The following is a 25283-nucleotide window of genomic DNA, read 5'->3' as shown; positions in this document are numbered from 1 at the left end:
TTATTTTGGAGTATTTATTATTTTTACAGAAAGTGACAGGTAGTCTGTTCCTTCTGTTTTTGGTGAATCATTTATAAAAAATAATCCGCTTACACCTTCTTTTTTAAAACTAAATTGCCTTCTATTTCCATTATCTTTGGAGATTAGAACTTTAAAGTTATTTTTCTTGAATTCTTTTGCATAATATTCTTGTAAAAAGTCTGAACTTGCAGATAAATCAAACCATTCTATCGTCACATTTTCTTTTGTGGGAATAATTGGTTTCGTGATAAATTCTGTAAAAGTTTTCCACGAACTTTCTTTATTTTCAGATTTTAATATAACTATAGGAGAAACAATAATTTTTGGTAACATTAATACCAATTCTAATTCTTTATTTTTTTTGTGCTCAGACTGAAGTGTAATTGTGTCTACATTGTCTGCATCGTAAATGGGTATTTCTATTGGAAAAAATTCTGGAAGTTCTTTTAATTCTCTTGGTCTTTCTGTTGTTGTAAATTTTAAAATAACTAAAATTGCTATTAAAAATAATACAATTAAGCCACAACTCATAAAACAGCCACGCTTTATGCAAGATGGTTTTTTTCTTAGTCCACCAATAGGCGGTTGTTTTATTTCTACACTGTCTATTTTTTGTCGCATAAGCTCTTTGAATTATAGCAAAAAGTAGGAAAATAATAAAGTAAAATTTGAGAATATTTTTTTATATATGTTAAACTAATATTATATTTAATAAATGCTATGAAAATAAAATTTTGTGGAGCAAATAGACAAGTGACAGGTTCGGCACATCTTTTGGAGGCGAACGGAAAGAATATTTTAGTAGATTGTGGAATGTTTCAGGGTTCCAATTTCAATGAAGGTAGAAATCATGATGATTTTCCTTTTGTTCCAAAAGAGATTGATGTTGTTTTGGTGACACATGCACATCTAGATCATATTGGTAGAATTCCAAAGTTGATAAGAGATGGTTTTAGTGGTGATATTTTTATGACAAAAGCAACTTGTGCTTTTGCTACTTTGATTTGGGAAGATGCTTTTAGAATAATGGAATATAACAATAGAAAATTTCAAGTGCCTATTCTTTATTCTGAGGCAGATATAGAAACTGCAAAAGCTAGATGTAAGGGTGTAAATTATAATGATAATGTAGATTTGGGAGATGGTATTTCTGCAATTTTTAAGGATATGGGACATATTTATGGGTCTTCTTTTATAGAAATTACAGATGGTAAAAAGAAAATTGCATTTTCTGGAGATGTTGGAAATGACGATGTACCAATTTTAAAAGATACACAAAATCTAAGTAATGTAGATGTTGTGGTTTGCGAGTCGACTTATGGAGATAGAATACACGAGCCAGTGGAAGAGGGGTATGCAGAACTTTTGAAAATGATCCAAGAAGGGGTAAAGCGTGGTGGTGCAATTATGATTCCAGCCTTTTCTTTGGAAAGAACTCAGCAGATTTTATTTCAACTCCATAAAATGAGTGAACACGATCATACCTTGCCAAAAGTACCTATTTATTTGGATAGCCCACTTGCAATAAAAGCTACAAAAGTTTATAAACTTTTTCCAGAATATTATGATGAAGAAGCAATGCGAGAATACCAAACTGAAGGTGATTTTTTGCAGTTTCCAAATTTGAAAATTACTCACACTAGAGATGAATCAAAAAGAATAAATAGTAAAAAAGGTGCAAAAATAATAATTGCTGGCGCAGGAATGATGAATGGTGGAAGAATTTTGCATCACGCTGTGCGTTATTTGGATGATCCAAACTCAACTCTTATTTTTGTGGGTTATCAAGCTCACGGAACTTTGGGTAGAAAACTTTATGAAGGCGCAGAAAATGTAAAAGTAATGGGTAAGTATATGGAAGTAAGAGCAACAATAAAAGCAATAGGTTCACTTTCTGCACACGGTGACCAAAAAAAGTTGATGGAATGGATAAATAGTGGAGAGAAAAAACCAGAAAAAGTTTATTTGGTTCACGGTGAAGAGCATTCTGCAACCGAGCTTTCACACAGACTTCGAGATAAATATGATTTGAAAGTGTTTATTCCTGAATATGAGGAGGAAGTAGAAATTGGGTAGCAGATTAGATAGAGAAAGGAAGTTAAAAAGTTTATAAATTAAAAAGTAAAAAAAGAAAATAAGAAAATTCAACACATGTCATCCTGAGCGGAATGAGGCAAAGTGGAATGAAGTAGAATGGATCTCGAGACAATATCACCTTTCTATCACGCCATCCTGAGCGACAGCCGAAGAATCTCGAAACAAAAACATTAGAAGACTGAATATTCAAAGTTCTAATGATATAGTCCCAAGATATTTCGACTCCGTTTCACTCCGCTCAATATGACATGAAAAAGTTTTCTGTCATTCTCAGCTTGACTGGGAATCCAGAGTATACAAAATAGAACTGTGATATAAACCCTGGATCCCCAGTCAAGCTCAATATGACGTGTGAGAATTACCTTATGAAAAAAGGATTTAAAATAAAATCTAAATACAAGCCAGCAGGAGACCAGCCCAAAGCTATAAAGCAGTTGGTGAGTGGTTTGAACAAAAATATTGAACACCAGACTTTGCTAGGTGTTACTGGTTCTGGAAAGACTTTTACTTTGGCAAATGTGATAGAAAAAACAGGTTTGCCAACTTTGGTGATTGCGCATAACAAAACTTTGGCGGCGCAACTTTGTACAGAGTTTAGGGGTTTTTTTCCAGACAGTGCAGTGGAATATTTTGTAAGTTATTATGATTATTATCAGCCAGAAGCATATCTTTCTGGATCGGACACTTATATAGAAAAGGAAGCTCAGATAAATGATGAGATAGAGCGACTTCGCCATGCTTGTACACAGGCTATTTTGAGTAGAAAAGATGTAATTATTGTTGCGTCTGTTTCGGCTATTTATGGTTTGGGTTCACCCGCAGAATATGAGAGGATTGTACTTCACCTCACTTGTGGGCAAAAAATGGATAGAAGGGGAATGTTGGCTCAACTTATAGAAATGCAGTTTGAGCGAACAAGTTTGGAACTGAAAAGAGGAACTTTTCGAATGCGTGGGCAGTTTTTTGAGATTATGCCAGCAAACGAGGAGAAAATTTATAGATTTGAAATTGGTGAAAAAATAGATAAAATTGAAATAATTGACCCTATAACTCGAAAGATAATTCGCGAGCAAGAAGATTCTTGGTTTTTTCCGGCAAAGCATTATGTAGTTGGGTCAGATTTGCGTGCGCGAGCTTTAAAAACAATTCGAAAAGAAGCAGATGAACAATTGAAGAAATTTAAAAAACAAGGAAAAGTTTTGGAATATGAAAGGTTGAAGAGAAGGGTAAATTATGATTTGGAATTGATCAAAAATTTGGGATATTGTAACGGAATTGAAAATTATTCTAGGCATTTTGATGGGCGCGCGCCAGGCGAACCGCCTGCCACTCTTATGGATTATTTCACACACGGAGTTGGGGATTTTTTGACAATTATAGATGAATCTCATGTGACAATGCCACAAATCCGCGCAATGTATATGGGTGATAAAGCTAGAAAAGACAATTTGGTGGAATATGGTTTTAGACTTCCGAGTGCACGAGACAATAGACCATTAAAATTTGAGGAGTTTGAAAAAAGGACTGATAAGGTTATCTATTCTTCTGCAACTCCTGCTGAATATGAATTAGAAAGAAGCGGTCAAATAGTGGAGCAAATTGTGCGTCCAACTGGTTTAATTGATCCAGAAATTATCATTAAGCCTGTCACAGAAACTGCAAAAAATATTTCTCAAATAGATGATTTAATGAAAATGATTGATAAAAAAGTTGAGAGTGGTGGAAGAATTTTGGTGACAACACTTACAAAAAAAATGGCAGAAGATTTGAGTGGATATCTGGAAGAAAAAGGAATAAAAGTAAAATATTTGCACAGCGACATAAAAACTATGGAGCGAATTGAAATAATTACCGGTTTGCGCAGAGGCGAATTTGATGTTTTGGTTGGTATAAATTTGTTGAGAGAGGGTTTGGATATTCCAGAAGTTTCTTTGGTTGCAATTTTAGATGCAGATAAAGAAGGATTTTTGAGAAGTGAAACAAGCTTGGTGCAAACTATTGGTCGTGCTGCTAGAAATGTAGATGGACAAGTAATACTTTATGCCGATAGAATTACAGGTTCTATGGGGCGAGCAATAAAAGAAACAGACAGAAGAAGAAAAATTCAACTTGCTTATAATAAAAAACATAAAATAACTCCAAAAACAATTGAAAAAGAAATAAAGAATTTGCTGGAGGAATTTGGAATTACAACGAAAAAGAAGAGTTCCAAAAAAACAAAAAAATTAACTTTGCAGGAAAAAGTTTTGGAATTAGAATTGAAAGGGGATGACAGGCCAATTGAGAAAATAATAAGAGAAAAGGAATTTGAAATGAAAAAAGCTGCAAAAGAATTGCAGTTTGAGTTGGCAACTGTTTTGAGAGATGAAATAAAATTACTTAAAAAACAGCAAAATAGGAAGAATAAGGAAAAGGTATAAGACATGAAAATAAAACTGGATATGTATTGTTATTCCCGACCCCGATCGGGAATCCAGAGTCTACAAATCAGAATTATTTTTATATAAAAATATATAAACTATAATAATTACACTATTATATAAATTTTGTTTGTCCGCCGGTAGGCGGGGATCCCCAATCAAGTTGGGGATGACAAAAATCCCACACGTCATCCTGAGCGAAGCCGAAGGATCTCGGGACAGTATCATCACCAAAACATAAAATATTCAAAGTTCTAATGAAATTAAATCGAGATATTTCGACTCCGTTTCACTCCACTCAATATGACGTGCATTGGGTTTTCAACTCCGTTTCACTCCGCTCAATATGATAACAATAAAAAAGAACCCCACTACCTAGAAAGTAGCGGGGCTTTGTCTTTGGAGCCATGACAGATTCCAGAGACAAGACTGTCGGTTGTAGGTTTTTTGTATTCGTACCTACTTAAATTATCAAATGATCTTGATATTCTAAGTAGTGAGTCTTTACTACTCTATTTTTTAATATTTGTCAAGTACTTATGAACAAATTTCTACCTTTTTGGGTGAGTGCGTAGTGTTTTTCATTCCAATATAAACTATTTTTTCTATCTTTTACCTCTTGAATTAGCTCTCGATATATCAAATTTGCTAGTAATTTTGCAATTTGTTTTGGTTTAATATCTTTTTTGAAACTCATTTCACTTCTTATTCTTGTAAAAGGAAAACTTTTTTCTGAATTTATAAAACATCTGTTTAGATAAAGTATTATGAGTACTTCTTCCCTAAGTCTTTTTTTGAGTATTTCTCTAACTAAAAATACTACAAAAAAGATAAACACAGAAAAACATAAAAAATATATGGCAATTGTATATGTAGATTCTATTAAAGAATTTACCAAAGTCATTAGAAAAATAGAAATATAATCCACTGATTCAACCTGCGTGTCCATTTTTACCTCCATTTGTGAAAGAGCTTATTTAAAATCTAGCATAAAGTATATTTTAATTCAATTATATTTACAAAATACTACTTTTCTGATACAATTAGTTTTCTATGCAAGAAAAAATAGTTATAAAAGGTGCACGAGAGCATAATCTAAAAAACATAAATTTAGAATTGCCGCGCAACAAAATGATTGTGTTTACAGGTCTTTCTGGTTCGGGGAAGTCTTCTTTGGCTTTTGATACTATTTTTGCAGAAGGTCAGAGAAGATATATAGAAAGTTTGTCTTCTTATGCTCGGCAGTTTTTGGGGAGTATGCAAAAGCCAGATGTAGATGAAATAGAAGGACTTTCTCCAGCTATCTCAATTGATCAAAAAACTCACAGTGCAAATCCTCGTTCTACAGTTGCTACAATTACAGAAATTTATGATTATTTGCGTGTTATTTATGCAAGAATTGGGAAACCATACTGCCCGCAATGTAATACAAAAATAGAAAAGATGACAGTGGACGAGATGGTAGATAAAATTGTAGAGGTTTTAAAAAAGAAAAATGTAAAAATAAAAGCTCAGGAATTGGTAATATTTTCTCCTGTTGTTCGTGGTAGAAAAGGGGAGTATTATCAAATGCTTTATGATTTATATAACTCTGGATATTTAGAGGTTCGTGTGGATGGAAGGTTAAAAAGTTTGCGTGATCAAATAATTTTGGAAAAAAAGAAAAAACACACTATAGAAGTGGTGGTAGATAGAATTCCTTTGGCAGGGGACGAAAAAGTACAAAATAAAGAAACAAAAGAGCGTTTGGCAGAAGCTGTGGAAAATGCAGTTGATTTATCAAATGGACTTTGTATTGTAGTTTATCCAGATATAGATGAGTCGCTTTATAGTACAGAATATTCTTGTCCTGTAGATAGTTATAGTTTTCCAGAAATTGAGCCTAGAATGTTTAGTTTCAATAGTCCTTATGGTTATTGTAAATATTGTCATGGACTTGGAACCAAAGAATTGTTTAGTGAAGAGGTTTGCCCTGTTTGTGAAGGTAGAAGATTGAATAATGACGCTTTAAATGTAAAAGTTGGTGGAAAAAATATTTTTGAACTTGTGAGTTTGACTATTGCAGATGTGGCAGATTTTTTTAATAATTTGGATGGTTTAAATGAGAAAGAGGTTGAAATTGTTTCTGCTGCACTAAATGAAATAAAAAATCGACTTAGTTTTATGCTTAATGTTGGATTGCATTATCTAACTTTGGCTCGCAGATCTGGGACTTTGAGTGGTGGAGAAGCACAGAGAATTCGCCTTGCATCACAGGTTGGCACTAAGCTTGTGGGTGCACTTTATGTTTTGGATGAGCCTACAATTGGGCTTCATCAAAAAGACAACGAACAACTAGTTGCAACACTTCGTCAGCTTTGTGATATTGGGAATACTGTAATTGTAGTGGAGCATGATGAAGATACAATTTTGGCGAGTGATTGGGTTGTGGATATTGGTCCAGAAGCAGGAAAAAAAGGTGGAAATATAATTTATTCTGGTAGAACAGATGATTTGCTGGATGCAAAAAAGAATCACAAAATTAGTAATAATTATGGCTGTACGGCGAGTGGAACAGTAGATAGTTTAACCGGAAAATATTTAAGAGGGGAGTTGAAAATAGAAGTCCCAGAAAAAAGAAGAAAAGTAGATAGAACAACTCCAAAAATTAAAATAAAAGGAGCAGAAGAGCACAACCTGAAAGATATAAATGTAGAAATTCCACTTCGCAGATTTGTGTGTTTGACTGGTGTTTCTGGATCTGGAAAATCTACTTTGATGAATGATATTTTGTACAGAACTGTTGCAAACAGGCTGAATCATGTGAAGAAAAAAACAGGTAAATATAAGCAAGTTTTGAATACAGAATATATAGATAAGATAATTAAAATAGATCAGCGTGCAATTGGAAGAACTCCTCGAAGTAATCCTGCAACTTATACAAAAGTTTTCGACCATGTTCGTGATTTATTTGCATCTACGCCAGAGGCTAGAATGCGTGGTTATAAAAAAGGAAGGTTTAGTTTTAATACTGTTGGCGGAAGATGTGAAAATTGCGAAGGAAAGGGTATTTTGACTATTGAAATGCATTTTTTGCCAAGCGTTCAGGTGGATTGTGATGTTTGTCGTGGGCACAGATTTGACAATGAAACTTTAAAAATTTATTTTAAAGGAAAAAATATTTCTGATATTTTGAATATGACAATTGCAGAAGCTGAAGAATTTTTTAAAGATATTCCACAAATTTATGACAAACTAAAAGTTTTAAATGAGGTTGGTTTGGACTACTTGACTTTGGGGCAATCTGCAACCACGCTTTCTGGTGGAGAGGCTCAGAGAATAAAATTGAGTAAAGAATTGGCAAAAAGAAATACCACAAAAACTTTGTATTTATTAGATGAGCCTACAACGGGGCTTCATTATGATGATATAAAAAAATTGATAGTTGTACTTCAAAGACTTGTGTCTCAAGGAAATACTGTAATGATAATAGAGCATAATTTGGACTTGATAAAATGTGCAGATTGGATAATTGATCTGGGTCCAGATGGCGGAGACAAAGGTGGAGAAGTTGTAGTATATGGCACTCCAGAAGATGTGGCGATGAATGGTTTTAGTCACACTGGAAAATATTTGAAAAGAAGTTTAAAATAAAAAAACCTCTTTCAATAGAAAGAGGTTTGAGGATTTTTGAACTTTAGCTGTACTAAAATAAATGAAACTGCTATTGCACTAAACACATCTAGCAAATAATGCTGTTTTGTAGTGAGTGTTGAAAGTGCAATTAAAGTCGCAATAAAAAGTATAACAATTCCAATTTTTTTACTTAATTTTAACCAGACAAAAGCCATTGTAAACGGAAGTGAAACATGGAGAGAGGGGAAACAGTTTCGTGGAGTATCCAACTCTTGAATTATATCGTGCATAAGCCAATCGAATATTCCATATTTATTAGTAATCTCTTCGCGCGGATAAATAGTTGGAAAAAATAAGAATATGAAGGTGTGAATAAACAGTAAATACATAAATATTATAGCTGTTGGGTTTTTGTATTTTCTCGGCAACATCCAAATTGTAATAGCCATAAAACCAAAGATAGAAATGTAAACCAAAGATGTTTCTGGAATAAGTGGGATTTGGTCTTCGTAAAATATTTTTGGCAATTCAAATGGCCCATAAAAAGTTGGAATTCTGTTTGTAATTACATATAATACTTCATATAATATGAATAGTGCCGTGTAAACAAAAAAAGGATTTGTATTTTTTAATCTGTCTGTAAGTCGTTTTTCCATTATGTCTCCTAATCGGTGAGTTGAAATGAACTGAATAAAAGATAATAACATATTATAATAGAAAAATCAAGTGAAGAGGTCTTAAGTTATGCAGAATATAAAGAAAAAAATCCAAAATTTACCAGATAAACCAGGAATTTATCTTTTTTATTGTGTAAAAAAACAGCTTATATATGTAGGAAAGGCGACTTCGCTCAAAAGTCGTGTGCGTAGTTATTTTGCTGGGCAAAGAACTTCTAGACCAATAGAAGAGTTGATTCACGAGGTAAAAAATATAAAATACAAGCAAACTGATTCTGTACTGGAAGCAGTGATTTTGGAGGCAATTTATATAAAAAAGTATGAGCCAAAATATAATGTAAAAGGGAAGGACGATAAAAGTTGGAATTATATAATTTTTACAAAAGATGAATTTTCGCGTGTTTTGACTTTGCGTCAGCACACTTTCAAGCAATTTTCTGAAAAAGAAATAAAAAAGAAATATTTAAAAATTTTTGGGCCTTTTCCTGGATTAAAATCTAAGGAAACTTTAGCAGTACTTCGTAGGATCTTTCATTTTTCTGTGTGCAAACCAAACGCAAAACGATCTTGTATGTATTATCAAATGCATCAGTGCGAAGGTGTTTGTGTAGGTGAAATTTCTGCAAAAGATTATAAAAGAAAAATTGTAAATCCGCTTGGATTATTTTTGAATGGAAAAAAGAAGATTTTGATAAAACAGCTAAAAATAAGGATGAAAGAGAGTGCAAAAAAAGAAGAGTTCGAGGAGGCGCGCAGACTTCGCAATCAGATTTTTTCTCTTCAAGAAATTCGTGATATTGCACTTATAAACAAAAGTTTTGTGGCAAACATTGAAGATGAGAAAAAATTAAAAAGAATAGAAGGTTATGATATTTCTAATCTGGGTGAAACTGGCAAAGTTGGCTCTATGGTTGTGTTTGAAAACGGTGAAGCAAACAAAAGTAAATATAGAAAATTTAAAATAAGAACTGTAAAAGGACAAAACGATACAGCTTGTTTGGAAGAAGTAATAAGAAGAAGGCTTCGCCATTCTGGGGCAGTGGACATAGATGAGCAGAGTAATGACAAGTGGCTTTTGCCGAATGTATTTCTAATAGACGGTGGAAAACCGCAAGTAAACAGAGTAAAAAAGATTTTGAAGGAATTTAGTGTAGAAATTCCTGTGGTTGGAATCGCAAAAGGCGCCAAACGAAAAAAGAATGAATTTATTTTTGATCAGATAAATTATAAGTTGGTAGAAGAAAACAAAGAAACTTTCATAAAAGTGCGCGATGAGGCGCACAGGTTTGCAATAAATTATCAGAGGAAGTTGAGGAAAATAAGGTAAAAAAGGCTGACAAAAGGAGTAAAATAGGATATAATTCTGAGTTAGTAGTTTTTAGTTCATTTTTCAATACTTTTCCTAAAGGAGGAAGTAATGGCTACAAAATTTAAGGCTTTAGGGGTGAAGGGGGAGTGTTCTATTTGTCGTAGGATTTTTACCTGGTTTATTTCTATTTTTTTTATTGAGCAAAATTCCATATACTTTTTTTGAAAAAAGACATCGGTTTTTTAAAAGCCGTTAGGTAAAACTAACGGTTTTTTTTATTTTTTGTAGAATGTCCTGTGTTCCTTTTTTGTCATTCCCAACTTGATTGTGGTTTTAAGGTTTGAATCAATGTTCTTATTTGGAGATTCTGGATTCCTAAGTCAAGCTGAGAATGATAAATTAACACACGTCATCCTGAGCGAAACGAAGTGGAGTCGAACGGATCCCCGTACAACATAATCAAAGTATAAATAATTAAAATAAAACTTTAGCCCGTCTTTTTTATTCTTTGTTAATTCTTAATTTAGTGAAACTATTTCAAGATCCCTGCCTGCCGGCAGGCATTCGACTGCATTCCGCTTTGCTCCATTTCGCTCAGGATGATGTGTGTTTTTTGCCTCATGTTATCTGTATCGTGCATCATGATTTTCTACCCTGTGGATAAGTATGGTTGAGAAATGTGCGGAAGTGGTATATAATGGATATAAGTGGTGAGAAGTGGGGAAAATGCTTGTCTTCCTACTATAGGGCTATCACCAAACACTATTTCTACCTAAATCTTCAAATTTTGACTGCGACTTTAAGAAAAAATATTTCCGATGCTATGGCAGGGCAAAGATTTTTTCTTTTCGTCCCGCTCAAAATTTGAAGATTTAGCCAACAAAATAATATTTGGTGATAGCCCCCAATCCTAATTTGAGCGTTTGCTCTTTCACTAGTTTGAAAAAATACTAACCAATAGGTTATATCACTCAAATTAGGATTGACACCACAAAGAGGTTTGCCTCATTAAAAAAATTATGTTTATTGGAGAATACAAGCACAATTTAGACGAGAAGGGGAGAATGGCTGTGCCAAAGAAATTTAGAGAAGATCTAAAAGGTGGTGCAGTAATTACTCGTGGATTGGACAATTGTTTATTTCTTTATACAAAAAAAGAATGGGAAAAGCTAGCGGAAAAACTTGCTTCTTTGCCTTTTAGTCAGGCCAAGAGTCGTGCGTTTTCTAGACTTATGTTGGCTGGAGCAATGGATGTGGATATAGACAAGCAGGGAAGAATAGTTTTGCCAGAATATTTGCGCAGTTTTGCTGGGCTCAAAAAAACAACTATTGTGGCAGGTTTGTACAATAGATTGGAGATTTGGGATCAGGAAAAGTGGGTGGAATATACTACAAAAGCAGAACAAGAAAGTAGTGAAATAGCAGAGCAGATGGCGGATTTGGGGGTATAAAATAAGGAAGTATGAGACATAAACCAGTATTAGTGAATGAGGTGGTAGAGTTGTTAAATTTGAAGTCTGGAATGAAGGTCGTGGATGGGACGCTTGGCGATGCAGGGCATTCGGAGCTCATTTTAGAAAAGATTTTACCAAATGGAAAATTGCTTGGGATAGATATGGATCCCGAGGCAATTTTGCGTGCAAAAAAATTTTTAGAATCTTCAGAAGAAAATGTTGTATTGGTCAGAGATAATTTTTCTAACTTTAGCAAGATTTTGGAAAAAGAGGTTTTTAAAGAAGTGGATGCAATCTTGTTTGATTTAGGCTGGTCTAGTCCACAGTTTGAAGAGCGTGGTCGTGGATTTTCTTTTCAAAAAGATGAACTGTTAGATATGAGGTTTGGTGGAAATGCCCAAGATCATGAAAATTCTGAAACAGCAGCAGATATATTAAACAATGCGAGTTTTGAAGAATTGGAGAAAATCTTTCGTGAATATGGTGAAGAGAGATTTGCCAAAGATATTGCAAAAGTTGTAATTGAAAAAAGAAGAAAAGAAAAATTTTCTAAAACAGGTCAGTTGGTAGAAATTGCAATGGATATTTACAAAAAGAAGGGTTCAAGAGAAAAAATACATCCGGCAACTAGAATTTTACAAGCACTGCGAATTGCTGTAAACGATGAGATCCGTATTTTGAAAGATGTACTTCCTCAAGCTGTAGAAAATTTGAAAACAGGCGGAAGACTGGCTGTTATAAGTTTTCATTCTTTGGAAGATAGGGTTGTAAAACATTTTTTCAAATCACAGCAAAATAAGTTGAAAATTATTACAAAAAAGCCAGTTTCGCCAGGACAAGAAGAATTAAATGAAAATAGGCGAGCTAGAAGTGCAAAATTAAGAGTTGCAGAAAAAATATAATATGCGTGTAAACAATCACAATAAAAATCATGCAATGCGAGACGAGAAATTGAAAGCTCGAAAGTGGTTTATGACAAAAACTACTCGCGCACTCCTTTTCTGTTTGATTGCTTTTTTTGGGATTATGTATTTGGGAAGTGTTAATTCTGTGGCTACAAAAGGTTATCAAATTGCTGATTTGGAAAAACAACTAGTATCACTAGAGCGTGAAAATGATAAATTAAGTTTTGAGATTTCACAATATCGTTCTATGCATAGTATCCAAGATCGTTTACAAGAATTGGAGATGATTCCTATTTCCAAAATTGATTATGTGGATGTGACTGCTGGAGTTTTTGCTAGAAGGTAGAAAAATAAAAATATAATTTAAAAAACCACACTTTTGAAAAGTGTGGTTTATTTTTATTTATGAGGATAAAGAATAAAACCTAGTTTATGTAGAACTTTGTCAAAAACATTTTGAATTTGTTTTAAGCCTTTTTCAGGATCTTCAAAAGGGCCGATATTCCACTCCTTGTATAAATAATTCATTTGTATTTGAAAAACTGGAAATAGGGTTGATATCGGAGAATTTTCAAATAAGTTTGAAATTAGTTCTAATAATTCTGTATAATTTTTTTGCAAAAGTATCTCTAAATATTTTATATTTAGGGATACTCGCCAGTATCCGCTATTGTTTTGACATATAAACAATAGTTGAGCCCCATTTTTTTGGCAAGCCGTATATATTGTTGGTGTAAGTATTTTCCAAAAATAAATTTTTTTTAAAAAATTTTCAAATGTTTCAGGACTTATATTTGAACATGTATTATAAAGTGTTTTAAACTCTTTTTGAACTTTTAATTTTTCTTCTAAAACAAAACCAGCACTTTGTAGAATTTTGTTTGCCAACTCCAAAGATTTTTGTTTACCATTTTCGTAAGTACTAAAAATAAAAGAAATTTCCTCATTACTCTCTACACAATATTTTTGCATACCTGTTTGTATTTTTTTCCATACTTCTTTGTCTATATTTGGTTGTACAAATCTAATTAAAAAATATTTACCATATTCGTTATTGCACACTACTAATAAAGATATAATTTTACCACTTTTATTTTGTGCTATTAAATTTTGTGAAGAAATATTATAATCATTTTCCCAAGAATAGACACTCTCCTCTCTGTTCATTTTTACCCCTCTTATTGTAATGATCGTATAGAAATATAGTACATTATTTTTTATAAAAAGGTCAAGTTAGTTCCACCTCTAAAAATATGGTATTATATATGTATGTGGATAGCAATTATACAAAAATTAATTATAGATTTTCTGCTAGATTTTTTGTATTTTCCAGTTTGGTGGTTTACAAAAGGTTTACAGCAGATTTTGATTTTTTCTTATAATTTGGTTGGGCAGGCAAATTTACGCTTAGCTCCACTTTTGTGGTTTAAAAATCTCTTTGTGCCAATGTTTGGGCAGTATGATTTGCAGGGTAGAATTATGAGTTTTTTTATGCGACTTGTAAATGGGGTTGTTCGTGGATTTTTGGTCATCGGTTGGATTTGGATTGTTGGGGTTTTTGTTTTGTTTTGGATTAGTTTCCCATCTGTACTACTTGTAGTTTTTATTAGCTCTATTGGTTTATTATGAAGTTTCAAAAAGGTGAACAATTACCAGTTATAATCTGTTCTGATCCGGGAAAATTCAAAACTGCTTGCAGTGGATTTTTGGCTGTTTTGGTCCGTAGAAATTTATTGTTAAATTGGGGTAGCGAAATAACTGAATATAATATAAAACTTAAAAAAGGAAGAAAGGTTTTGGATAAAATTAGAATAACGCTTTCTTTGTTTCTATCGTTTATCTTCTTTGGATTACTCTCTTTTTTTCTTTATAGAGATTTAGAAGTTATTTCTTTTTTTACTTCAGATTTTTGGTTTGGTTCTGGTAATTATTTGGTTGCTTTGTTTTTAATTTCTATTTTCTTTTTTTGCTATTTTATTTATAGAACAATGGTTTTTGGTAAAAAGGCTGGAAAAGTTGAGAGTTATAATTATAAAAAGAAATTAGAGTTTGAAAAGCAAGAATTTTCAAACCTTACTTCATCAGATTGGAGTATTGTCGATAAGTTTAAAAAAACTCAACAAAAAGACATATCAAAAAGTTTTACGGAAGACGCACTAGATGTTTTGGGAAAAGTATATTTGACAGCTAAAAATAAAAAATCAGTAGAGGTAAATTCGGAGTATTTATTTATGGGACTATTAGACTCTAAACTTGTCTCTTCTTCAATGCTTCGGCTTGAAGTACCGACAAAATTTTTCAAAGAGCAATATCAGGATTTACTTCTGACACCTGGAAAAAGTGTGCATTTACCAGAGTTTAGAGAGGATTTTTATCAGATTATTTTCAAAGCTTATGAATTAGCTTTCAAAAATGGTCAAAAATATGTTGGTGTTTTGGATTTGTTAGTCTGTACTTTGGAACAATCAGAGAGGTTACAAGAAATTTTGTATGATTTAAAAATTGACAGTGATAAATTAGAAAATGTGACGGCTTGGTTTTCTTTGCGAGAAAAATTGCGAGAAGAGTACAAAGAACTTAAAAAAGCAGGATCTTTCCGTAGTAAACATGGAATTGATAGAGCTATGACTGCGGTCTCTACTCCCTATTTAAATAGATTTAGCGAAGATCTCACTGCAATGGCAAAATATGGGGCAATTGCACCATGTATTGGCAGAAAAAAAGAATTCGAAGAAATTTTTAGAGTTGTGGATAGTGGTAGGTCTAGTATTTTACTTGTGGGAGATTATGGTGTTGGCAAAAGAACATTAGTAGAAGGGCTTGCAAGAAAAATGATAGAAAACAATGTTCCAGAAAGATTATTTGACAAAAGATTGGTAAAAATTTCTATGAGCTCACTAACCGCTGGCACTACGCCGAGTGGGGCAAAAGAAAGGGTTCTAACAATTATGAGTGAAGTAGCTAGAGCTGGAAATGTAATTTTATTTTTAGAAAATTTAGATGAATTATTGAATACAGAGGCTAGTGAGTTGGCAAATGAAGTTGCAAATAGCCTAAGCGAACATTTGAGTGGTGGAAGTATTTTAACTTTTGCAACAAGTACAAATAGTGGCTATAAAAAATTTATTTCTGGAAGTAATTTAAGCTCTGTTTTTGAAACTGTGGACATAAAAGAATTGGATAATAATCAGGCAATTCAAGTGGTAGAATCCAAAATTGGGGGAGTTGAAAGTAAAAATAAAGTATTTTTTTCTTATTCTGCAATTGAACAATCTGTAGTTTTGGCAAGGAAGTTTATAAACAACAAGAGTTTACCAGGAAGTGCGCTAGAAATTGTAAATGAAGCTGGTTCTTATGTTCACTCAAAACCAAATTCTCAGCTGGTGACCGAGGAAGATATTGGATATATTATAAAAAGCAAGACTGGAATTCCAGCGGTTTCTGTAACAAGTGAAGAAAAGAGTAAGTTGATGAATTTGGGAGATGAAATGCACAAAAGGGTAATTGGTCAGGACGATGCTGTTGAGCTTGTTGCAAACGCACTAAAGCGCGCAAGAGCTGGTATGCGGAGTGAGAAAAAGCCAATTTCTGTGTTTTTATTTTTAGGTCCAACCGGAGTAGGAAAGACAGAACTTGCTAAAACAATTGCAAATAATTATTTTGGCTCAGAAAACAATATGATAAGAATAGATATGAGTGAGTACCAAGAGCCAAATAGTATTTACAGATTGATTGGGCAACCAGAAAAACAAGGAACAGGAATTCTCACCGAAGCTGTAATGAAACAACCTTTCTCACTTGTTTTGCTAGACGAATTAGAAAAAGCACACAAAGATGTTTTAAATTTATTTTTACAGGTTTTTGATGACGGGCGTCTTACAGATAGTGTTGGTAGAACGGTAGATTTTACAAATACAATTATAATTTCTACTTCAAACGCTGGCACAGCTTTTGCACAAGAACAATTAAATAGTGGTGTAGAGGTAGAAGAGGTTCGGCAAAAAATGATGCGAAATGAGCTTCGTGAATATTTTGCACCAGAGTTTTTAAATAGGTTTGATGCTATAGTTTTGTTCAAAACTTTAGAAAAAGAAGAGATAAAACAAATTGCAAGTTTGATGTTAAAACAAGTTGGTGTACAATTGGAAGAGAAAGGTTTTGAGTTTAAAGTGGAGAGTATTGCACTAGAAGAATTAGCTGATATTGGCTATGATCCAGATTTTGGAGCACGACCAATGCGAAGAGCTATTCAAGACAATGTAGAAAATAAGTTGGCAGATTTGTTTTTGGAAGATAAATTAAATAGGGGAGATGTCGTGATTTTGGGGAGAGGTTTAGAGTTAGAGATTAAATAAAAAACTACACCCTTAAGTGTGTAGTTTTAGATTAACTTGTTGGTTTTTTCAGTGTAAAAATTAACAACATTAAAGGATTGCTTGTACTACCTACCTCTATGTTTATGTGTTTCAACTCACAACCTTCTGATATTTTTTCACTTAAAATACCTGATACTTCTGGAAAATTTTGCAAAATAAAGATGGTCAAAAGTCTCAAAGACGGGTTTATTCCTAAAGCTTTTTTACATTCTGAACTTAACGCCATTAATATTTTACTTAGAGTGACAATAATATCTATTTCTGAAGAATTGTCTTTATATTCTAGTAAGACTATATTTTTGACGATGGACATTTTATACTCCTTATTCTACTAATTTGAGATGATTTTTTTTATCTGAATCTATTTTTTCTAAAACTATAATAAATAAAAAGTCTGTAGATACATTGTTTTCATCTCTTTGACTTATATCTAAAGCTGCAATTGCATAATTTTCCTGCTGTTTGCTATATATAAAATCAAAAGTCTGTATGCAATTTACAAGTATAAAATCAAGTAAATCATTTACATATTCTCCCAAGTCCACAACAGAATACTCTTCTCCTAAAAAATCTTTAAAATTTTGGTCAGCTTCCATTTTCTCTGCATTTAGAAACAAAAAATATTCTATTTGTGATGGGTCGTCTGGATTTATCACCCAAGCTGTTTTTGTAATGAACGATATAGACACAATGCCCTCCTTGTTTGTTTCTTTACATAATGTTATTTTATCAGATAATTATAGACCGTCCAAATTATGCTTTTAATATATTTTTTTATAACATTTATTTTGTCACTTTCTTTATCGAAGGTTGTTTTGGTTTTGATGAAGAAAATGAATGTCATGGATATTCCGCACGGAAAAAGAAAAAGGCATAAAAAAAAGATTCCACTTGGTGGTGGTTTGGCGATTATGATTAGTTTTTTTATCGTTTCTTTTTCGCTTTATTATAATGGAATTTTAGGTCTAAATGTAGGTTTTAGAAAATTCATTGGGCTTTTTGTGGGGAGTTTAATTTTAATCATTGGCGGTTTTTTAGACGATAAGTATAATTTAAAAGCAAAAACCCAAATAGTTTTTCCTATTTTTGCGGTTTTAGTTGTGATATTTTTTGGAGTTGGGCCACATATAATCACAAATCCTTTTGGTGGAGTTTTTGATTTAAGTTTATTTAAAGTTTCTTTTGGTTCTTTTGGTGATTGGGCTATTTTGGCAGATATTATAGTATTTTTTTGGCTTATGGCAATGATGTATACCACAAAACTTTTAGATGGTTTAGATGGTTTGGTCACTGGCTTGGTGTTTATTGGTGCTTTGATGATATTTTCTTTTTCTACTTATACAATTTGGTTTCAGCCTGAGATTGCAGTTATATCTATTGTTTTTGCTGGTGCTTGTTTGGGTTTTTTGGTGTGGAATTTTTCACCGGCAAAAATATTTTTGGGTGAAGGGGGAAGTTTGTTTGTTGGTTTTATTCTTGGATCTTTGGCAATTATTTCTGGAAGTAAAATAGCCATCACACTTTTGGTTGTTGGTGTGCCAATGCTAGATATTGGTAGGGTGATAATTCGTAGAATACAAAAAAAGAAGTCGGTATTTTTGGGGGATAGGGAGCATTTACATTTTCAACTTTTGGAGTCTGGTTTTTCACAAAAACAGGCAGTATTATTTTTTTATACTATAGCAATTTTGTTTGGGTTAACAGCATTGTTTTTACAAAGTAGTCAGAAACTAATTGCACTTGTCTTACTGTTTATTTTAATGCTTTTGTTAGCGTTTAGGTTTACAAAAATAAACAAAAAACAAGAAGCAGGAAAAAAATAAAATTTAAATAATAAAACAAAAAATATGGGCATTAAAAAAAAGAAGGGTGCATTTAAAAAAATAAATTTAATATTTTTAGGTATATTTTTTGTAGCATTTTCAGTATTATCTGTTTGGAACTTGCGTACGCCGAGTGCGGTAGTTGTTTTGCAAGATAAAAATCTGAATGTAATGGTTTCCAATACAAAATCTACAAGATATAAAGGTCTAAGTAATCGGAAAGATTTTGGAAAATTCGATGGAATGATGTTTTTATTTGATAATTTTGACAGACATGGTTTTGTAATGAGGGATATGGAGTTTTCAATAGATATTGTTTGGTTTAATAGTGGGAAAGTAGTAGATATTGCACCAAATTTGCAACCTGAAAATATATCAAACACTGAGCTTATGGTGTATTATCCAAGAAAAGACTCAAACATGGTTTTGGAATTACCAGCAAACTGGGCAGAGCAAAATAATCTTAAAATAGGTGATATTTTGACTGTTTCCGACAAATAGGCTTGACTAAAATAAAAAAATAATGTATTATAGACCCATTGTGTAATTCATTTTAGCCCATAATTTATAAAATTTAGCTACAAACTATTTTTTCTTAAACACCTTATATTTATAAAGTTTATTAATAAAAAATTGTTTTCGCTTAAATTTTATTAAATTCTAACTAAAAGCAATTACATAATGGCCTATTTGGCGGATTAAATTAAATGTTTACGTATATGATTGCAGTTATAGAAACTGGTGGAAAGCAATACCTTGTGAAGGTGGGAAGCGTTCTAAAAGTAGAAAAATTAGATATAAATGAAGGTGAGGAAGTTACTTTTGATAAAGTTTACTTGCTTGCAAACGAAGAGGGTGGAGATGTAAAAGTTGGAACACCTATTGTTGAAGGTGCTATTGTAAAAGCTACAGTAGAAGAAAACGGTCGTAGTAAAAAAGTTCGTGTAGTAAAATACAAAAGAAAAATACGCTATAAAAAAGTTTTTGGACACAGACAACATTTTACAAAAATTAAAATTACTGAAATCGCTTAAAAATATTTCAGTTAAAAAAAAGACGCTGAGCGTCTTTTTTTATTTTTAATAATTTTTTATTCACAATTCCCAATTTGATATTATTGTAATTAAAAGATATAATTAAAAGATTAATAGAGATTTTTATATATGATAGCTAAACCTAAAAATAATTTTTTGTATAGAAAATTATTCTTTTTTATTTTTTTATTTTTATTTTTTTCACTAATTCCTACGGCGTCACAAGCAGCCACCAAATATTGGATAGGAACTTCTGGAGGAAATTTTTCTGCTGACACAAATTGGTCCACCACAACCGGTGGGGCAAATGATACTACTCATCCTATTTCTGGAGACATAGCTATTTTTGATGGTGGAGATGTGGACAATGCAACTATTGATGTTGATTCTACTGTCACAACTTTTCAAATAGATGCTGGTTATTCTGGGACTATTACTGTTGCAACAGGTGTTACGCTTACTACTGGAAATTTTACACAGGCTGATGGCACATTTAATGCAGGGGATACGATTATTGATATTAATGGATCTACTACAATTTCAGGAGGTACATTTAATATGCAATCTTCAGTATTCGAACCATATAATAATTTCGTTTTCTCAGGAGGTACTTTCGATGGTGGAACAGGAACTATGATATTCCAGTATAGTTATGCAGATCTTACAATTTCAGGTGGAACTTTTACATTCCCAACCGGAACAACAACTATTACAGACGATTTAACTATTGGAGCTGGTGCTACTGTATATGAAAATGGCACAAATTTGATAATGACTTTTATAACTAGTGCTGTTTTAAATGTTCCAACAACTTTTACTTTTACAAACCTTACAATTGCTGGTGGAAGCGGTCAGCGGTTAGCTATTTATACTGGTGACACTGTAATAGTCTCTTCCACTCTTACGCTTATAGACGGAGAGCTAGATGGCACTGGAGTTTTAGAATTTACAGGTCCTGGGAGTGGTTTTTCTTTGGCTACAACATTTGATGGCGGATCTTCTGCATCATCTGGACAGCTTAAGATATCAGGAGTAGAAACAAGAAATATTATACTTGATGCAAATGTTAAGCTTCCTTTACTTAGATTGGACGCAGTAAACACAACAATAGAATTTTCTGGAGTAGCGTCTACAACTTTTGAAGGTTATTTATATTTGGATGCTGGTACTATAAATGCAAGCTCTACGGATATAAGCTTTAAATCTATTATAATGACAGGAGGAACTTTTGATGCACAAAACTCAAATTATTTGGATATTAATGGCTCTACCACTATATCAGGTGGTATTTTTAGTTTACAAAGTGCATTAATGGAAAGTTATAACACTTTAACAGTTTCTGGAGGAACTTTCGATGGTGGAACAGGAAATCTTACAATTCAATATACATATGCAAATCTTACAATTTCAGGAGGAACTTTTACATTCCCAACAGGAACAACAACTTTAAAAAGAAATTTAACAATTGGTGCAACTGCTACTGTTTATGAAAATGGAACTACATTATATTATACTCATTCAATATCAGCAACTATAGATGTACCAACAACTTTTACTTTTACAAACTTTATAATTGATGGAAGTACTAATCAAACAGTGAGCATGGCTTCAGGAGATACATTAGTAGTTTCTTCTACTTTAAATTTAGTTGATGGTGCTTTGGATGGTTCAGGTACTTTTGAATTTATAGGTCCTGGAAGTGGATTTTCTATGGCCACTACATTTGATGGTGGAACAGGACTTCTCAAAATAACAGGAACAGACACAAGGAATATAATAATTCCAGCAGATGTCGATATGCCTAAATTTACACTAAACGCAACGAATACAACAATAGAATTTTCTGGTGTAGCTTCTACTACTTTTGAAAGTACTTTAAATTTAGAAGCTGGAACAATAAACGCAAGTTCTACTGACATTGTGTTTAACGGTGCTTTTACAATGACAGGAGGAACTTTTGATGCTCAAAATTCAAACTATTTGGATTTTAACTCCTATGCTATAAATATCTCTGGTGGAACTTTCAATATGCAAAGTGCATTAATGGAAAGTTATAGGGCTTTAATAGTTTCTGGAGGTACTTTCGATGGTGGAACAGGTGATCTTTCAATCACATATATTTACGAGGGTCTTTTTATTACAGGCGGAACTTTTACATTCCCAACCGGAACAACAAGTCTTGTTTACAATCTTACTATTGGAGCTGGTGCTACTGTTTATGAAAATGGAACTACATTATATTATACTCATTCAACATCAGCAACTATAGATGTACCAACAACTTTTACTTTTACAAACTTAACAATAGAAGGAGATAGTGGTCAAACAGTCACTATTGCTTCAGGAGATACATTAGTAGTTTCTTCTACTTTAAATCTTATTGATGGTAGGATGCCTGGTAATATATTAGAATTTACTGGAACAAACTTTTCAATGGCCAGCACATTTGACAATTTAGATGTGGCCACATTCAACCTAACGGGAACCCAAGATCAGACAATAGATTTAACAGGAGTGGAAGATAAAATAAATTCAGATATAAACATAAATAAATCATCAGGAACTGTCACATTAAATTCTGGTTTAACAATGGATTATGCGAATACAGATTTAAACATAATAGAAGGAACCTTAGACCTAAACGGAAATACTTTAATAGTAAATGGATCTTCTGGAACAGTAGTGGTACAAGATGGTGGAATTTTAAAAATGCAAGGTGGTGAGACTGTTACAACAAACGCAACTTATCCTAGTTTTAGCTCTGGAAGTTCAGCTATATTTTATGGAGCTAGTTCATACACTCTTCCAAGTTTTTCAACTTTTTATGATGTTTCTTTCACAGGAGGTGGAACATATACATTCAATACGAGTACGGTAGCTACAAGCACAATGACAATTAGCTCTGGAACAGTCGCATTAAATGGAAATAATTTAACTGTTTCAAGTACATTTAGCAACGATGGAACACTTCGTATTCAAGGAGGTGAGACTGTAACACTTACAAATGACACAGATTCAGGAACAGTAGAATATGTTGGAAATGGTGATGCAAGTTCAGATGCTTATTCTACTTCTATTGTGGATTTTTATGATATTTCTATAAATTTTACAGATTCTGGAGATAGTTTGGCTCCGAGTGTTGCAACAACAAATATAAATAATGATATAACTTTGGCATCTGGAATATATTCAGCAACTGGAACATTAAATATAACAGGAGACTTCCTAAACACAGGAGGTACACTTACACCAAACTCAAGTACGGTAGACTTTGTTGGCGCAAGCCAGACAATTTCTGGTGCAAATACTTTTTATAACCTAACTAAAACAGACTCATCTGCAAACACTTTTACACTTCCAGCTAGTACGACCACAACAGTAAATGGAACTCTAACTTTGGCAGGAACATCTGGAAATCTTTTGAGCCTAAGAAGTAGTAGCTCTGGAACACAGACAAAGTTTGATCCAAAAAGTACAACGAGCGCACAATATCTAGATGTAAAAGATAATAATAACTTAAGTAGTACACAAATAGTATGTACAACCGGTTGTAGTGATTCTGGAAATAATACTCGTTGGCAGTTTGATTATGAGATTAATTTTTCTGCAACCACAGCTTCTGGAGATGAGGGAACAACAGCAGTCTCTGTCTTAATTTCTTCAGATCAAAGTGTAGTAAGTGATGTCTCAGTAGATTATGCAATAACAGGAGGAACAGCAACAGGAAGTGGAACAGATTACACACTTTCTAGCGGAACGGCTTCAATTACAAATGGAAACACAACAACTTCTTTGAGTTTGGTTGTAGTAGATGATGACTTGGTTGAAAATGATGAAACTCTAATAATAACAATATCAAACCCTGTTGGAGGTTCGCTAGGTTCTACTACAACTTACACATATACAATTACAAACAATGATACAGCAGGAGTTACAATCTCTCTTTCGTCTGTTTCTGTGACAGAAGGGTCAACAACTGACACATACACTGCGGTTTTAGACGCACAACCTACGGACGATGTAACTGTGTCAGCCGCACTATCAAACTCAGAAGTTAGTCTTTCTTCCTCTGACCTCACCTTTACAAATGCAAATTGGGATACAGAACAAACTGTGACAGTCACAGCTACAGATGATAGCGAGGTTGATGGCGAGACTACAACTATAATCTCAAACACATCTGCAAGCTCAGACTCTAACTTTGACAGCTTAACTATCGCAAGTGTAACCGCAACTATTACAGATGACGATGTTGCGTCTACCGGCGGTGGATTCTTTGCACCACCACCAACTCCATCCAAAACTCCAGCTACGGAAAGTGTATCGTCAGGATTATTATTTACAGAGTTTTTCCTGCAAGAAGAAAAATCTGCAGAAGTTGGAGCTTCTTTTCATAGTGTGTTTGTCTCTAGAATAGCAAAAGAGAGTATTACGGTAACAATTGAGTCAGACCCAATTATATTGAACCTAATAAAGGGTGTGAGTCAAAAAGTAGACACAAACAAAGATGGAGTTTTAGATTTGGAAATAGAGTATGCAGAGTTTTTAAATTATGATTCTGTGAAAATTAATCTAATAAATTTAACAGATGAATCAGAAATTTCTAATCCAGTTGTAATAAATTATGGAGCTTATACAACAGAGTCAAGAGATGTAACTATAACTTTTAACATATTAGATGCAGATAGAATGGCAGTTTCAAATTCAAAAGATTTTGCTGGTTCAGTATTTACACCATTTACCTCAAAATTAAACTGGAAACTGCCTTCTGGAAATGGAGAAAAAACTGTTTATTCTAAATTTCTTTCAAGCGGTGGAACAGCATCAACATATTTTGACACAATTCTGTTAAATGAGTTAAATACAGAAACTGAGACTGATACTCAAACAGAAAAACAAGGTTCAGACTGCAGTCTAAAAGAAGGTGGAGTATATAAAACACCAAACTCTTCTGCCGTATATCTTGTTACACCAGACTGTAAAAAAAGAGCTTTTAGTAGGGCAGATGTTTTCTACACATACTTTGACTCTTGGAATAATGTGGAGATAGTAGAAGAGAAAAGACTAGAAACAGTAGAAGATGACACTTTAGGTTTTATGCCTTGGGGTCCAAAATATGATCCAAAATATGGTGCTCTCGTAAAAATAACAACAGATCCAATGGTGTACCTACTTCTTGGTAATCAAAAATATTGGATAGACTCTGAAGAAGTATTTAATAAGCTAAACTATAGTTGGAATTGGATAGAAGATATTGACCCAAGACTTCTCAATAAATACACAATTGGTGAGATAATAGATTATACAAATCGCCATCCAAACTACACACTTGTTAAATATGAAAATAACCCAGAAGTATTTAGGCTAGAGCCAGACCTAACAGACCAGACAAAACAAGTAAAAAGACATATTAAAAACGAGGAAGCCTTTAGTAGATTGAATTTTAGGTGGGATAGAATAGTGACGATAAAAAATGATGAAGAATACGAAATAGGAAAAGAGTTAAAATAAAAACATAAAAAAACCCGCGAAATGCGGGTTTTTGTGTTGAC

General features: G+C 33.0%; 19 protein-coding genes. 13 read left to right on the top strand and 6 right to left on the bottom strand.

What is annotated here, in order from left to right; all coding sequences use genetic code 11:
* On the bottom strand, positions 1 to 642 hold the full coding sequence (locus L3J07_02425) for a hypothetical protein (GenBank protein MCF6276684.1): 642 nt from the start codon (positions 640 to 642) through the stop codon (positions 1 to 3).
* A 99-nt stretch (positions 643 to 741) separates the two neighbouring features.
* Here L3J07_02425 and L3J07_02420 point away from each other — a divergent pair, with 99 nt between their 5' ends.
* Positions 742 to 2097, top strand: a complete 1356-nt coding sequence (locus tag L3J07_02420; protein MCF6276683.1) for an MBL fold metallo-hydrolase — start codon at positions 742 to 744, stop codon at positions 2095 to 2097.
* 386 nt (positions 2098 to 2483) lie between these two features.
* Positions 2484 to 4538 carry an excinuclease ABC subunit UvrB gene (gene uvrB / locus L3J07_02415; GenBank protein ID MCF6276682.1) on the top strand — a complete coding sequence of 685 codons (2055 nt, stop codon included), beginning with the start codon at positions 2484 to 2486 and terminating at the stop codon, positions 4536 to 4538.
* Positions 4539 to 5067: 529 nt separating this feature from the next.
* Here the strand turns inward: uvrB and L3J07_02410 are convergent.
* A complete protein-coding gene (locus L3J07_02410) occupies positions 5068 to 5487 on the bottom strand; it encodes a hypothetical protein (GenBank protein ID MCF6276681.1) in 420 nt (139 codons plus the stop codon).
* Positions 5488 to 5591: 104 nt separating this feature from the next.
* Here L3J07_02410 and uvrA point away from each other — a divergent pair, with 104 nt between their 5' ends.
* Complete coding sequence (gene uvrA / locus L3J07_02405; protein MCF6276680.1) at positions 5592 to 8171, top strand: excinuclease ABC subunit UvrA; 2580 nt, start codon at positions 5592 to 5594, stop codon at positions 8169 to 8171.
* A gap of 11 nt (positions 8172 to 8182) precedes the next feature.
* Here uvrA and L3J07_02400 read toward each other — a convergent pair whose 3' ends face one another.
* Positions 8183 to 8860, bottom strand: a complete 678-nt coding sequence (locus L3J07_02400) for a phosphatase PAP2 family protein (protein MCF6276679.1) — start codon at positions 8858 to 8860, stop codon at positions 8183 to 8185.
* A 37-nt stretch (positions 8861 to 8897) separates the two neighbouring features.
* Between L3J07_02400 and L3J07_02395 the strand changes: the two genes are divergently transcribed.
* From L3J07_02395 to L3J07_02380, 4 genes are all read left to right on the top strand, one after another.
* Entirely contained in the window at positions 8898 to 10157 is a 1260-nt protein-coding gene (locus tag L3J07_02395; GenBank protein ID MCF6276678.1) for a GIY-YIG nuclease family protein, read from the top strand.
* Positions 10158 to 11158: 1001 nt separating this feature from the next.
* Positions 11159 to 11590: a division/cell wall cluster transcriptional repressor MraZ gene (gene mraZ / locus L3J07_02390; protein MCF6276677.1), complete on the top strand. Its 432-nt coding sequence runs from the start codon at positions 11159 to 11161 to the stop codon at positions 11588 to 11590.
* Positions 11591 to 11601: 11 nt separating this feature from the next.
* Positions 11602 to 12495, top strand: coding sequence for a 16S rRNA (cytosine(1402)-N(4))-methyltransferase RsmH (rsmH, locus tag L3J07_02385; protein ID MCF6276676.1), 894 nt, complete (start codon positions 11602 to 11604; stop codon positions 12493 to 12495).
* Position 12496: 1 nt separating this feature from the next.
* Positions 12497 to 12844 carry a hypothetical protein gene (locus tag L3J07_02380; GenBank protein MCF6276675.1) on the top strand — a complete coding sequence of 116 codons (348 nt, stop codon included), beginning with the start codon at positions 12497 to 12499 and terminating at the stop codon, positions 12842 to 12844.
* A gap of 53 nt (positions 12845 to 12897) precedes the next feature.
* Here L3J07_02380 and L3J07_02375 read toward each other — a convergent pair whose 3' ends face one another.
* Positions 12898 to 13665, bottom strand: a complete 768-nt coding sequence (locus L3J07_02375) for a hypothetical protein (GenBank protein MCF6276674.1) — start codon at positions 13663 to 13665, stop codon at positions 12898 to 12900.
* A gap of 102 nt (positions 13666 to 13767) precedes the next feature.
* Between L3J07_02375 and L3J07_02370 the strand changes: the two genes are divergently transcribed.
* The gene (locus L3J07_02370) at positions 13768 to 14127 is read left to right on the top strand and encodes a hypothetical protein (GenBank protein ID MCF6276673.1); all 360 of its coding nucleotides are present in this window, start codon (positions 13768 to 13770) and stop codon (positions 14125 to 14127) included.
* A complete protein-coding gene (locus L3J07_02365) occupies positions 14124 to 16853 on the top strand; it encodes an ATP-dependent Clp protease ATP-binding subunit (GenBank protein MCF6276672.1) in 2730 nt (909 codons plus the stop codon). The genes L3J07_02370 and L3J07_02365 overlap by 4 nt, the downstream gene beginning before the upstream one ends.
* Before the next feature lie 31 nt (positions 16854 to 16884).
* On the opposite strand, the gene L3J07_02360 is transcribed toward L3J07_02365, so the two are convergent.
* Together L3J07_02360 and L3J07_02355 are read right to left on the bottom strand one after the other, a co-directional pair.
* Positions 16885 to 17187 (bottom strand): hypothetical protein, encoded by a 303-nt coding sequence (locus L3J07_02360; protein ID MCF6276671.1) that lies wholly within the window; start codon positions 17185 to 17187, stop codon positions 16885 to 16887.
* Between the two features lie 10 nt (positions 17188 to 17197).
* Complete coding sequence (locus L3J07_02355; GenBank protein MCF6276670.1) at positions 17198 to 17563, bottom strand: hypothetical protein; 366 nt, start codon at positions 17561 to 17563, stop codon at positions 17198 to 17200.
* Positions 17564 to 17662: 99 nt separating this feature from the next.
* Here L3J07_02355 and L3J07_02350 point away from each other — a divergent pair, with 99 nt between their 5' ends.
* The 4 genes from L3J07_02350 to L3J07_02335 all read left to right on the top strand — a co-directional run bounded on the left by L3J07_02350 (position 17663) and on the right by L3J07_02335 (position 25242).
* Positions 17663 to 18697: an undecaprenyl/decaprenyl-phosphate alpha-N-acetylglucosaminyl 1-phosphate transferase gene (locus L3J07_02350; protein ID MCF6276669.1), complete on the top strand. Its 1035-nt coding sequence runs from the start codon at positions 17663 to 17665 to the stop codon at positions 18695 to 18697.
* A 24-nt stretch (positions 18698 to 18721) separates the two neighbouring features.
* On the top strand, positions 18722 to 19198 hold the full coding sequence (locus L3J07_02345) for a DUF192 domain-containing protein (protein MCF6276668.1): 477 nt from the start codon (positions 18722 to 18724) through the stop codon (positions 19196 to 19198).
* Positions 19199 to 19416: 218 nt separating this feature from the next.
* Positions 19417 to 19731: a 50S ribosomal protein L21 gene (rplU, locus tag L3J07_02340; GenBank protein MCF6276667.1), complete on the top strand. Its 315-nt coding sequence runs from the start codon at positions 19417 to 19419 to the stop codon at positions 19729 to 19731.
* A gap of 129 nt (positions 19732 to 19860) precedes the next feature.
* Positions 19861 to 25242 (top strand): hypothetical protein, encoded by a 5382-nt coding sequence (locus L3J07_02335; GenBank protein MCF6276666.1) that lies wholly within the window; start codon positions 19861 to 19863, stop codon positions 25240 to 25242.
* Positions 25243 to 25283 lie beyond the last annotated feature (41 nt).

Source organism: Candidatus Magasanikbacteria bacterium, assembly GCA_021648085.1.
In the GTDB taxonomy this organism is placed as follows: Bacteria; Patescibacteriota; Patescibacteriia; order Magasanikbacterales; family UBA922; genus JAKITS01.
Note: the sequence above shows the minus strand (reverse complement) of the source record. Positions and strands in the feature narration are given on the sequence as shown.